The 10,923-nt window shown below is 70.7% G+C and carries 12 protein-coding genes; 3 read left to right on the plus strand and 9 right to left on the minus strand.

Translation table 11 applies throughout. The features are described from left to right. The first annotated feature begins 113 nt into the window (after positions 1–113). Positions 114–1,970 (plus strand): ABC transporter transmembrane domain-containing protein, encoded by a 1,857-nt coding sequence (locus tag VGL30_RS12330; protein WP_331540288.1) that lies wholly within the window; start codon positions 114–116, stop codon positions 1,968–1,970. Here VGL30_RS12330 and VGL30_RS12335 read toward each other — a convergent pair. The 5 genes from VGL30_RS12335 to VGL30_RS12355 all read right to left on the minus strand — a co-directional run bounded on the left by VGL30_RS12335 (position 1,967) and on the right by VGL30_RS12355 (position 6,080). Further along, positions 1,967–2,764, minus strand: a complete 798-nt coding sequence (locus tag VGL30_RS12335) for an inositol monophosphatase family protein (protein WP_331540289.1) — start codon at positions 2,762–2,764, stop codon at positions 1,967–1,969. The two genes, VGL30_RS12330 and VGL30_RS12335, sit on opposite strands and share 4 nt — an antisense overlap. A gap of 73 nt (positions 2,765–2,837) precedes the next feature. After that, positions 2,838–3,500 (minus strand): thiamine phosphate synthase, encoded by a 663-nt coding sequence (gene thiE / locus VGL30_RS12340; RefSeq protein ID WP_331540290.1) that lies wholly within the window; start codon positions 3,498–3,500, stop codon positions 2,838–2,840. 24 nt (positions 3,501–3,524) lie between these two features. Continuing rightward, on the minus strand, positions 3,525–3,671 hold the full coding sequence (locus VGL30_RS12345) for a DUF2474 domain-containing protein (RefSeq protein WP_331540291.1): 147 nt from the start codon (positions 3,669–3,671) through the stop codon (positions 3,525–3,527). Next, the gene (locus VGL30_RS12350; protein ID WP_331540292.1) at positions 3,655–4,683 is read right to left on the minus strand and encodes a cytochrome d ubiquinol oxidase subunit II; all 1,029 of its coding nucleotides are present in this window, start codon (positions 4,681–4,683) and stop codon (positions 3,655–3,657) included. Before VGL30_RS12350 ends, VGL30_RS12345 begins: the two co-directional genes overlap by 17 nt. Further along, a complete protein-coding gene (locus VGL30_RS12355; protein WP_331540293.1) occupies positions 4,680–6,080 on the minus strand; it encodes a cytochrome ubiquinol oxidase subunit I in 1,401 nt (466 codons plus the stop codon). The genes VGL30_RS12350 and VGL30_RS12355 overlap by 4 nt, the downstream gene beginning before the upstream one ends. Positions 6,081–6,265: 185 nt before the next feature. Here VGL30_RS12355 and VGL30_RS12360 point away from each other — a divergent pair, with 185 nt between their 5' ends. Both VGL30_RS12360 and bfr read left to right on the plus strand, forming a co-directional pair. Beyond that, on the plus strand, positions 6,266–6,451 hold the full coding sequence (locus VGL30_RS12360; protein WP_331540294.1) for a (2Fe-2S)-binding protein: 186 nt from the start codon (positions 6,266–6,268) through the stop codon (positions 6,449–6,451). Between the two features lie 105 nt (positions 6,452–6,556). After that, the gene (gene bfr, locus VGL30_RS12365) at positions 6,557–7,036 is read left to right on the plus strand and encodes a bacterioferritin (RefSeq protein ID WP_331540295.1); all 480 of its coding nucleotides are present in this window, start codon (positions 6,557–6,559) and stop codon (positions 7,034–7,036) included. 159 nt (positions 7,037–7,195) lie between these two features. Here the strand turns inward: bfr and fba are convergent, their stop codons facing one another. The 4 genes from fba to VGL30_RS12385 form a co-directional block, all read right to left on the minus strand. Continuing rightward, on the minus strand, positions 7,196–8,281 hold the full coding sequence (fba, locus tag VGL30_RS12370; protein ID WP_331540296.1) for a class II fructose-bisphosphate aldolase: 1,086 nt from the start codon (positions 8,279–8,281) through the stop codon (positions 7,196–7,198). A 25-nt stretch (positions 8,282–8,306) separates the two neighbouring features. Further along, positions 8,307–9,506, minus strand: a complete 1,200-nt coding sequence (locus VGL30_RS12375; RefSeq protein WP_331540297.1) for a phosphoglycerate kinase — start codon at positions 9,504–9,506, stop codon at positions 8,307–8,309. A gap of 8 nt (positions 9,507–9,514) precedes the next feature. Further along, a complete protein-coding gene (gene gap, locus VGL30_RS12380) occupies positions 9,515–10,522 on the minus strand; it encodes a type I glyceraldehyde-3-phosphate dehydrogenase (RefSeq protein ID WP_331540298.1) in 1,008 nt (335 codons plus the stop codon). Positions 10,523–10,536: 14 nt separating this feature from the next. Beyond that, positions 10,537–10,923, minus strand: a 387-nt coding sequence (locus VGL30_RS12385) for a transketolase-like TK C-terminal-containing protein (RefSeq protein ID WP_331540299.1), incomplete at its 5' end; no start/stop codon positions are given.

Below are 10,923 nucleotides of genomic sequence, written 5' to 3' on the forward strand. Positions count from 1 at the left end.
ACGAACAGCCGTAGAAGGAGCGGCCGTAAGCCAGCGCCTCCGAAGGGGGGCGCAAAGGAAGCCGGGCGTATACGCGAAGTGACAGTCAAAAATCAAGTGTACGGGCGCCGGGCATGACCGATGGAGCAGCCGAGGCCGCCGTCCGGGGACGGCCGGGTGCGGGCGCGGAGCTGGCCGAGGCGCTCGGCGCCGCGGCCGGACGCAGGCCGCGCAGCCGCAACGTGGCCTCGCTCGGCCGGCTGGTCCCGTTCGCGCGGAACCACTGGGGCGACGCCGCGGCGTCGGGCGTGTTCCTGCTGCTGTCCACCAGCGCGACCCTCGGGCTCTCCGGGGCGGTGCGCCTGCTGGTCGACCACCTGACCAAGGCGCAGGGCGCCAGGGCCCCGGCCGGCGCGGTGGACGGCTGGTTCCTGCTGATCGGCGGGGTGGCGCTGCTGCTCGCCTTCTCCACGGCGCTTCGCTACTTCTTCGTCACCAAGCTGGGCGAGCGGGTGGTGGCGGACCTGCGCAAGGCGGCCTACGCCCACATCCTGACGCTGGATCCGCTGTTCTTCCTGGTCAACAAGACCGGCGAGGTGGTCTCGCGCCTGACCACCGATATCCAGATCGTCGAGAGCCTGCTCTCCGCCTCCATCTCGGTGGCGCTGCGCAACCTGCTGACCCTGATCGGCGCCCTGGCGCTGCTGGTGGTGGTCAGCCCGCGCCTCACGGGCCTGGTGCTGCTGATCTTCCCGGTGGTGCTGGCGCCGCTGTTCCTGTTCGGCCGCCGCGTGCGCAAGCTGACGGCGCGCACCCAGGACACCTTCGCCGCCGCCATCGGCCACGCCTCGGAATCCCTGGACGCGCTGGAGACCGTGCAGGCCTTCGGGCGGGAGGCCTCGGCGGCGGGACGGTTCGGGGCGGCGGTGGAGGAGTCCTTCCGCACCTCGCTGCAGCGCATGCGCGCCCGGGCGGTGATGACCGCGATGGTCATCGCCCTGGTGTTCGGCGGCGTGGTGGCGGTGTTCTGGCTGGGGGTGCACGCGGGCCTGCGTGGCGACATGAGCTGGGGCGCGCTGTTCCAGTTCGCCTTCCTGTCGGTGATGGCGGCGGGCTCGGTGGGCGCCCTGGGCGAGACCTGGGGCGACGTGCAGAAGGCTGCCGGCGCCATGGACCGCGTGGGCGCCCTGCTGGACGCCCGGCCCGGCATCGCCGCCCCGGCGCGGCCCCGGCCGCTGCCGGTCCCGGCGCGGGGCGAGGCGGCCTTCGAGAACGTCACCTTCGCCTATCCCGGCCGTCCGGACCTGCCGGCCCTGCGCGACTTCACCCTGCAGGTGCGGCCCGGCGAGCGGGTGGCCCTGGTCGGGCCGTCGGGGGCGGGCAAGAGCACTGTCTTCCGCCTGCTGCTGCGTTTCTACGACCCGCAGAGCGGCGTGGTGCGGGTGGACGGCGTCGACCTGCGCGAGGCCGACCCCGCCGAGGTGCGCGCCCGCATGGCCCTGGTGGGCCAGGATACGCCGCTGTTCTCCGGCTCGGCCGTCGACAACATCCGCTTCGGGCGCGAGGACGCCGACCTCGACGCGGTGCGCGCCGCGGCCCGCGCCGCCCAGGCCGAGGCCTTCCTCGAGGCCTTGCCCGAGGGGTTCGACACCGCCGTCGGCGAGCGCGCCCGCAGTCTCTCCGGCGGCCAGCGCCAGCGGCTGGCCATCGCCCGGGCGCTGGTGCGCGAGGCGCCGATCCTGCTGCTCGACGAGGCGACCAGCGCGCTGGACGCCGAGAACGAGCGGCTGGTGCAGCGGGCGCTGGACGAGGCGATGATCGGCCGCACCACCCTGGTCATCGCCCACCGGCTGGCCACCGTGCTCAAGGCCGACCGCATCGTGGTCATGGACCAGGGCCAGGTGGTGGAGGAGGGCGCCCACGCCCAGCTTGTCGCCCGCGGCGGGCTCTACGCCCGGCTGGCCAGCCTGCAGTTCGGGGCGGCGGCTTAGGCCGCCGCGGCCCTCAGCCGGTCGGCCAGCAGCGGCTGGATGTCCTGCGAGCCGGTGCAGATCGTGCCGGTCTCCAGCACCGCCTCGCCGCCGTCGGCGTCGCGCACCAGGCCGCCGGCTTCGGCGACCAGCAGCACGCCCGCCGCCAGGTCCCAGGGCTTCAGGTCCCGCTCCCAGTAGGCGTCGAAGCGGCCGGCGGCCACGAAGGCCAGGTCCAGCGCCGCCGAGCCGAAGCGGCGCACGCCCGCCACTTTCTGGCTCACCTGGTGCAGCTCCTTCAGGAAGCGCGCGTGCTGGCCGTGGCCCAGGAACGGAATGCCGGTGGCGATGATCGCGTCGTCCAGCCGGGTGCGGGCGGCGACCCGCAGGCGCTTGTCGTTGACGAAGGCGCCCTTGCCCTTCTCGGCCCAGTAGAGATCGTTGGTGATCGGATTGTAGGTCACCGCCGCCACGATCGCGCCCTCGCGCTGCAGGGCGATGTTGATGGCGAAGTGCGGGATGGCGTGCAGGAAGTTGGTGGTGCCGTCCAGCGGGTCGACGATCCAGGTGTGGGTCTTGTCGGTGCCCTCGATCAGCCCGCGCTCCTCGCCCAGGAAGCTGTAGCCGGGGCGGGCCTTCTCGAGGGCTTCGAACAGGGTCTGCTCGGCCTTGAGGTCGGCGGCGGAGACGAAGTCGGCGGCGCCCTTGCGGGACACCTGCAGTTCGGCCACCTCGCCGAAGTCGCGGTTCAGGCCCCGGGCGGCCTTGCGCGCGGCGTCCGACATGACCTTCAGGAGCGCGGATTGGGTGGACATCTAGTCTTCCGAGGGGCGGCGGAACGGGGGCGGAACCTAGTGGGACGGCCCCGGGAAGGCAAGGCGGGCCGCCTCAGCCCTCCGTCGTCCGCCCGGCCACGCCCGCGGCGATGGCCGCATTGATCGCCTCGACCGCCGCAGCCGGTCCCTCCGGATGGGTCCAGACCCCCCCGCAGACGGCCAGGAAGTCGGCGCCGGCCGCCGCGAGGCTCGCGGCGGTTTCCGCGGTGATCCCGCCGATCGCCACGCAGGGCGTCTGCATGATCGCCTGCCAGTCGGACAGCAGCTCCGGCTCCGGACGCTCCTCGGCGACATCCTTGGTGGTCGTCGGGAAGAAGGCGCCGAAGGCCACATAGTCCGCGCCCGCGTCCGCCGCCTCCATCGCCAGGTGGCGGCTGGCGTGGCAGGTGACGCCGACCATCCGGTCGCGGCCCATGGCCTTCCTCGCTTCCGCGTAGGAAGCGTCCGACTGGCCCACGTGCACGCCGTCGCAGCCGAGCTTCGCGGCCAGGTCCGGCCGGTCGTTGAGGATCACCGCCACGCCGCGGGCCTGGGCGATGGGGGACAGCGCGTCGACGGCGGCGGCCACGACGTCGTCGGGCGCGCCCTTCAGCCGGATCTGCAGTGCGGCCACGTCGCCGGCGTCCAGCGCATGGGCCAGGGTGCGGCCGAAGGCGGCCAGGTCGTCGAGGCGCGGCGGAGTTATCAGGTAGAGGCGGCAGAGTGGCGGAGACATGCGGCGCTTCTAGAACAGAGACCCCTATCGCAACAGCGCCTTGAGCAGGTAGGCGGCGCCGGCGACCGCCAGCATGGAGGCGGCCGCCAGGCCGAAGAACCAGGCCAGCCGCTTCCAGAGCGGCGTGGCCGGCGCCCCCGGGTCCGGCGGCGGCTCAATGATAGCCCGCATCGGCGCCCACCTTGCCGCGGAACAGCCAGTAGACCCAGACCGTGTAGCCCAGGATCAGCGGCAGCAGCACACCCGCCACGGCCAGCATCAGGGCCAGCGCATTCTCCGCCGACGCCGCCTGGCGGAAGGTCAGGCTGTAGGGCACGACGTAGGGGAAGAAGCTCGCCGCCAGGCCGAGGTAGCCGGAGAGGAAGACCAGCGCCGCGCCCGCGAACGGCGCCGCGTGCGCCCGGCGGGCCAGGCCGGCCGCCACCACTGCGAAGCCTGCCGCGCCCAGGCCGGGGATGGCGAGTCGCGGGGCCAGCGCCGCGACGTCGATCCGGCCTGCGGCCAGGCCCCAGCGCGCGGCGGCGCGGGGATCGACGTGGAGGGTGGCGACGCTGACCACGGCCAGCAGCAGGGCGGCGGCGATGGCCGCGATCCAGGCCCAGCGGCGGGCGCGCCGGTGCAGGTCGTCCTCCGCCCGCCAGATGATCCAGGCGGCGCCCAGCAGGGCGTAGCCGGCGACCAGGCCCGCGGCGACCGTGAGCGCGTAGGGCGTCAGCCAGTCGAACGGGCCGCCGGCGAACGCGCCGTCCTTCACCTTGATCCCCTGGATGAACCCGCCCAGCACGCAGCCCTGCGCCAGGGTGGCGATCAGCGAGCCTCCGGCGAAGGCGGCGGTCCACAAGGCCTTGCTGCGCCGGCGTCCGTGCAGGCGGAACTCGAAGGCGACGCCGCGCAGGATCAGCCCCATCAGCATCGTCAGCACCGGCACGTAGAGCGCCGGCATCACCACGGCGTAGGCGCCCGGGAAGGCCGCCATCAGCCCGGCTCCGCCCAGCACCAGCCAGGTCTCGTTGCCGTCCCAGACCGGGGCGATGGAGTCCATCATCACGTCGCGGGCGGCGGGCGAGCCTGCGAAGGGGAACAGGACGCCCACCCCCAGGTCGAACCCGTCCAGCAGCACGTAGAGCAGCACCGCGCCCGCGATCACCCCGGCCCAGATCAGCGGCAGGTCGAGCCCGTTCATGGCGCGGCCTCCGGCGCCGGGTCCTCGGGCGCGGCGGCGAGCGCCGAGCCGGGGGCGCGGCCGACGTCGGGCGGCGGCTCCCGGGCGCCCGTGCCTGGCCCCTGGCCGATCAGGCGCAGGATGTAGAGCAGGCCCGCGCTGAAGATCACCGCATAGACCGCCATGAACGCCAGCAGCGAGACCGAGACCGGCCCGGCCGCCACCGGCGACACGCCTTGCGACGTGCGCATGACGCCATAGATCACGAAGGGCTGCCGCCCCACCTCGGCCACCACCCAGCCGGAGATCACCGCGACGAAGCCCGCCGGTCCCATGGCGACGCAGGCCATCAGGAACAGCCGCGACCGCTCCGGCCCGCCCCTGCGCCACCAGAGCCAGGCGCCCCAGAGCCCCAGGCCGATCATCGCCAGGCCCAGGCCCACCATCACCCGGAAGGCCCAGAACACCACCGCCGTCGGCGGCCGGTCGGCGGGGGCGAAGTCCTTCAGGCCCTTGACGGTGGCGTCGGCGTCGCCGGCGGTGATCAGGCTGCCCAGCCTGGGGATCGAGATCTCCCAGCGGTTGGCGGCGACGCTGCGGTCCGGCCAGGCGGCGATGTGAAAGGCCTGGCCGGCCCTGGTCTCCCAGAAGGCCTCGATGGCCGCGAGCTTCGCTGGCTGGTAGTGCAGCACCAGCTTGCCGGAATGGTCGCCCACCGCGAGTTGCAGCGGCGCCGCCAGCGCGAACATCCCCACCGCCATCCGCAAGCCCAACCGCGCCTCGCCCTCGTCGGCGTCGCGCAGCAGCCGCCAGGCCGAGGCTGCGCCCACCACCAGGGCGGTGGTGAGGTAGGCCCCGAGCGTCATGTGCGCGAACCGGGCCGGGAAGGTCGGCGAGAAGATCACCGCCAGCCAGTCGACGGCGCGCAACGATCCGTCCGCCAGTCGCGTGAAGCCGGCCGGGTGCTGCATCCAGCTGTTGGCCGAGACGATCCAGAAGGCGGAGAACAGCGTGCCCAGGGCCACGACCACCGTGGCGGTGAAATGCAGGCCCGGCCCGACCTTGCGCCAGCCGAACAGCATGACGCCCAGGAAGCTCGATTCCAGGAAGAAGGCGGTCAGCACCTCGAAGGCCAGCAGCGGCCCGATCACCGGCGAGGCCGCGGCGGAAAACGCGCTCCAGTTGGCGCCCAGTTCGTAGCTCAGCACCACCCCGGTCACCACGCCCATGCCGAAGGAGATGGCGAAGATCCTGAGCCAGAACATGTAGAGCGTCTTGAAGGCCGGCCGCCCGGTCGCCAGCCACAACCCCTCCAGCACCGCCAGGAAGCTCGCCAGCCCGATGGTGAAGCTGGGGAAGATGATGTGGAAGGCGATAGTGAAGGCGAACTGCAGCCGAGACAGGATCAGGGCGTCCATGGCGGGCCTCTGCCGGCCCCGGCGCCGGCCGGCCAGCCGCGCCGCACTTCACGGCGGGACGCGCCGGCGCGCAACGGGATTCAGGCCTGCGACAGGAAATCCGCGCGCTCAGTTGCAAACGAGTTGCAAAGGCGTCTGTACCTGCTATTAATTCTCAAACGCCTCTCAGGGAGGGTGGGCCGGTCGTGTACGTCTGCAACTGCAACGGGATCCGCGAGCGTCAGGTGCGGGCCGCCATCGCCGCGGGCGCCCGGCGCCCGGCCGAAGTGTTCAAGTCCTGCGGGGCCAGGCCCCAATGCGCCCGCTGCGTCTGCGACATGCGCGCGATGCTCGACGCACAGAGCGAAGCCCTGCGGTTCGCCGCCGAATAGGCCGATCGCGCGGCGGAAGCGGCGGGGCAGCCGACGCTCTCACATAGACTTTGACTTGGCCCCTCGCGCGCCTGACGCTACACGCGATTCCCAAAGGAGTGCGCCATGCAAGGCGACGTCGCGATCATCCGCATCCTGAACACCGTGCTCACCAACGAGCTGACGGCGGTGAACCAGTATTTCCTGCATGCCCGGATGTACGAGAACTGGGGGTTCAGGCGCCTCGGCAAGATCACCTATGAGGAATCGATCGGCGAGATGAAGCACGCCGACAAGCTGATCAAGCGCATCCTGTTCCTCGAGGGCCTGCCCAACCTGCAGGACCTGCACAAGCTGAAGATCGGCGAGACGGTCTCCGAGGGCCTGGCGGCGGACCTGTCGATCGAGGCGGGCGGGCGCATCACCCTGGTGGAAGGCGTCCGCCTCTGCGAGCAGGGCGCCGACTACGTCTCGCGCCAGATCCTGCGGGAGATCCTCGACGACACCGAAGAGCACATCGACTTCCTGGAAACCCAGATCGCCCTGCTGGCGGCCGTCGGCGAGCAGAACTACCTGCAAAGCGCCATCGGCGAGCTGGAGGGCTAGGAACCAGGGGAACCGGCGGAGATTTCCAGGACTCCGGTTCCAGCGAGGAGGCTGTCAGATGCAGGTCGAGTCGGTCAGGAACGCCGTCGACAGCCTGGCCGACAGCCGCGGCCGCCCGCTGCGCCACGTGGCTGCCGGCCTGGCGCGCCCCGCCGGGCGCTATTCCGCCGCTTCGCGAGTGAGGCCCATCTTGGGCGTCAGTTCGCCCGCCGCATAGCGCTTGGCCATCGCCGAAAGCGGCAACGGGCGGATCTTGCAGGCCCAGCCGGCGGTTCCGAACTCCTCGAACCGCTGCTTGCAGACCGCGCGCATGGCCTCCATGGCCGGCTTCAGGTACTTGCGCGGGTCGAACTCGCCGGGGTTTTCGGCGAACACCTTGCGGATGGCGCCGGTCATGGCCATCCGGTTGTCGGTGTCGATGTTGATCTTGCGCACGCCGTGCTTGATGCCGCGCTGGATCTCCTCCACCGGCACGCCCCAGGTCTGGGGCATCTCGCCGCCGTACCTGTTGATGATGTCCTGCAGGTCCTGCGGCACCGAGGAGGAGCCGTGCATCACCAGGTGGGTGTTCGGCAGCCGCCGGTGGATCTCCTCGATCACGTTCATGGCCAGCACCGCCCCGTCGGGCTTGCGGGTGAACTTGTAGGCGCCGTGGCTGGTGCCCATGGCGATGGCCAGCGCGTCCACCTCGGTGGCCTTGACGAAGTCCACGGCCTGGTCGGGATCGGTCAGCAGCTGGTCGTGGTCCAGCTTGCCTTCGAAGCCGTGGCCGTCCTCCTTCTCGCCCATGCCGGTCTCGAGGCTGCCCAGCACGCCCAGTTCGCCCTCGACGCTGGCGCCCACCCAGTGGGCCATGTCCACCACCGCGCGGGTGACGCGGACGTTGTAGTCGTAGTCGGCCGGCGTCTTGCCGTCGGCCTTCAGCGAGCCGTCCATCATCACCGAGGTGAAGCCGTACTGGATGGCGGTGGCGCAGGTGGCTTCGTTGTTGCCGTGGTCCTGATGCATGCAGATCGGGATGTGCGGGTACATCTCGGCCAGGGCGTCGATCAGGTGCTTCAGCACGATGTCGTTGGCGTAGGAGCGCGCGCCGCGGCTGGCCTGGATGATCACCGGGGCGTCGGCCGCGTCGGCCGCCTCCAGGATCGCCAGGCCTTGCTCCATGTTGTTGATGTTGAACGCCGGAACGCCGTAGTTGTGCTCCGCCGCGTGGTCGAGCAGTTGCCGCAAGGTGATGCGAGCCATGCCTTCAGCTCCTTCAATCCGTCCGTTACTGGACCAACGCCGCCACGCCGGGCAGCGTCTTACCCTCCATCCATTCCAGGAACGCGCCGCCCGCCGTCGAGACGAAGGTGAAGTCGTCCGCGCAGCCGGCCGCGTTCAGGGCCGCCACCGTATCACCCCCGCCCGCCACCGCCACCAGCTTCCCGGCTTTGGCGAGTTCCGCCGCGCGATGTGCCGCTTCCATGGTCGCCTTGTCGAACGGCGGGACCTCGAAGACGCCCAGCGGCCCGTTCCAGACCAGGGTCCTGCTCGCGGCCACGGCGTCCAGGATCTCCTTCAGGGTCGCAGGCCCCACGTCGAAGATCTTCTCGTCGTCCGCCAGGCCTGCGCCCGCGGACAGCGTCGTGGTGCGCGCGGCCGCGCCGGGGACGAGCGCCTTGGCCACCACCGCGTCGGACGGCAGGATCAGGCGGCAGCCCCTGGCCTCGGCCTTCTGCAGGATCCCGCGGGCGGTCTCCGCCATGTCCTTCTCGCAGAGCGAGCCGCCGATCCCATAGCCCTGGGCGAAGCGGAAGGTGTTGGCCATGCCGCCGCCGATGGCCAGGTAGTCCAGCTTGTCCACCAGGTTGTCGAGGAGCTCGAGCTTGGTGGAGACCTTGGCGCCGCCGACGATGCCCATCACCGGCCGTTGCGGGTTGCCCAGCGCGGCGTCCAGCGCCTCCAGCTCGCGGCGCATCTGCTCGCCCGCATAAGCCGGCAGCAGGTGCGCCAGGCCTTCGGTGGAGGCGTGCGCCCGGTGGGCGGCGGAGAAGGCGTCGTTGACGTAGAGGTCGCCGTTGGCGGCCAGCGCCCTGACGAAGTCCGGGTCGTTCTTCTCTTCGCCTGCGTGAAAGCGGACGTTCTCCAGGAGCAGCACGTCGCCGTCCTTCATGGCCGCCACCGCCTTGGCGGCCGCCTCGCCCACGCAGTCGTCGGCGAAGGCGACGGGCGCGCCCAGCAGCACGGACAGGGGCTCGACCAGCGGCCTGAGGCTCATCTCGGGCACGCGCTTGCCCCTCGGCCGGTCGAAGTGGGCGATGAGGATGGTCCTGGCGCCGCCCTTCCTCAGCTTCGCGATGGTCGGCAGGGCGGCGCGCAGGCGAGTGTCGTCGCTCACCCGCCCGTCGGCTACCGGCACGTTGAAGTCCACGCGGACCAGCGCCCGCTTGCCGGCGAGGTCGGCGTCGTCGAGCGTGCGGAAGTTCACGGTCGGGCTCAGATCAGGCTGGCCATGTGGACGGCGGTGTCGCTCATCCGGGTCGAGAAGCCCCATTCGTTGTCGTACCAGGAGAGCACCCGGCCGAGGCCGCCGTCGACCATCTGGGTCTGCGGCAGCGCCACGGTGGACGAGGCCGCCACGTGGTTGAAGTCCATCGAGACCAGCGGCTCCCTGGTCACGGCCAGGACGCCCTTCAGCGCGCCGGCGGCGGCGGCCTCGAGAGCGGCGTTGATCTCCTCCACCGTCACCTTGCGGCCCGGCACGAAGTTCAGGTCCACCACCGAGACGTTGGGCGTCGGCACGCGGATCGAGGAGCCGTCCAGCTTGCCGGCCAGCGCCGGGATCACCAGGCCCAGCGCCTTGGCCGCGCCGGTGGAGGTCGGGATCATCGACATGGCGGCGGCGCGGGCGCGGTAGAGGTCCTTGTGCAGGGTGTCCAGGGTCGGCTGGTCGCCGGTGTAGGAGTGGATCGTGGTCATGTAGCCGCGCTCGATCCCGCACAGTTCCTGCAGGACCTTGGCCACCGGGGCCAGGCAGTTGGTGGTGCAGGAGGCGTTGGAGATGACCAGGTCGTCGCGGGTCAGGGTCTCGTGGTTCACGCCGTAGACGATGGTCTTGTCGACGTTGTCGGCCGGGGCCGAGATGATCACGCGCCGGGCGCCGGCTTCCAGGTGGGCGGAAGCCTTGTCGCGCGAGGTGAAGAGGCCGGTGCACTCCAGGGCGATGTCCACGCCCAGGTCCTTGTGCGGCAGGTCGGCGGGATTGCGGATCGCCGTGACCTTGATCTTGCCCATCCCGGCGTCGATCGTGTCGCCGTCCACGGTGACGGTTCCGGGGAAGCGGCCGTGCACGCTGTCGTAGCGCAGCAGGTGTGCGTTGGTTTCGGGCGGGCCCAGATCGTTGATCGCGACCACTTGCAGGTCTTTGCGACCCGTTTCGATGATGCAACGCAGGACCAGGCGCCCAATCCGACCAAACCCATTGATCGCCACCCGAACGGCCATAAAACGCAATCCTTCTAATTGGCCTTCTTGTTCAGAAGGGCGAGAGCGGCCTGAACCGCAGCCTCCGCGGTAATACCGAAGGCTTTGTATAGCTCCTTATAAGGGGCGCTTGCACCGAAATGGTCTAACCCGATGAAAGTACCCTTAACGCCCAGATAGCGGTCCCAACCAAAGGGCGAAGCCGCTTCGATTCCCACCTTAACGCTGGAAGAATCAAGCACGCCTGCGCGATAGGCGGCGTCCTGTTGCTCGAACAATTCCCAGCACGGCATCGAAACCACCCGCGCGCCGATGTTCTGGCGCTGCAATATGTCGCGCGCCGCGACCGCGATTTCCACCTCGGAACCGGTGGCGAGTAAGGTTACCTGCGCCGGTCCTTCGCTTTCGCGCAGCACATAGGC

Source organism: Phenylobacterium sp. (assembly GCF_036502675.1).
GTDB lineage: Bacteria > Pseudomonadota > Alphaproteobacteria > Caulobacterales > Caulobacteraceae > Phenylobacterium.

Excerpts from the sequence above, each read along its gene's own strand:
- fba (WP_331540296.1), bottom strand. The coding sequence starts at position 8,281 with ATGGCTCGCATCACCTTGCGGCAACTGCTCGACCACGCGGCGGAGCAC.
- thiE (WP_331540290.1), bottom strand. The coding sequence starts at position 3,500 with ATGTCTCCGCCACTCTGCCGCCTCTACCTGATAACTCCGCCGCGCCTC.
- VGL30_RS12335 (WP_331540289.1), bottom strand. The coding sequence starts at position 2,764 with ATGTCCACCCAATCCGCGCTCCTGAAGGTCATGTCGGACGCCGCGCGC.
- VGL30_RS12345 (WP_331540291.1), bottom strand. The coding sequence starts at position 3,671 with ATGCGGGCTATCATTGAGCCGCCGCCGGACCCGGGGGCGCCGGCCACG.
- gap (WP_331540298.1), bottom strand. The coding sequence starts at position 10,522 with ATGGCCGTTCGGGTGGCGATCAATGGGTTTGGTCGGATTGGGCGCCTG.
- VGL30_RS12330 (WP_331540288.1), top strand. The coding sequence starts at position 114 with ATGACCGATGGAGCAGCCGAGGCCGCCGTCCGGGGACGGCCGGGTGCG.
- VGL30_RS12355 (WP_331540293.1), bottom strand. The coding sequence starts at position 6,080 with ATGGACGCCCTGATCCTGTCTCGGCTGCAGTTCGCCTTCACTATCGCC.
- bfr (WP_331540295.1), top strand. The coding sequence starts at position 6,557 with ATGCAAGGCGACGTCGCGATCATCCGCATCCTGAACACCGTGCTCACC.
- VGL30_RS12350 (WP_331540292.1), bottom strand. The coding sequence starts at position 4,683 with ATGAACGGGCTCGACCTGCCGCTGATCTGGGCCGGGGTGATCGCGGGC.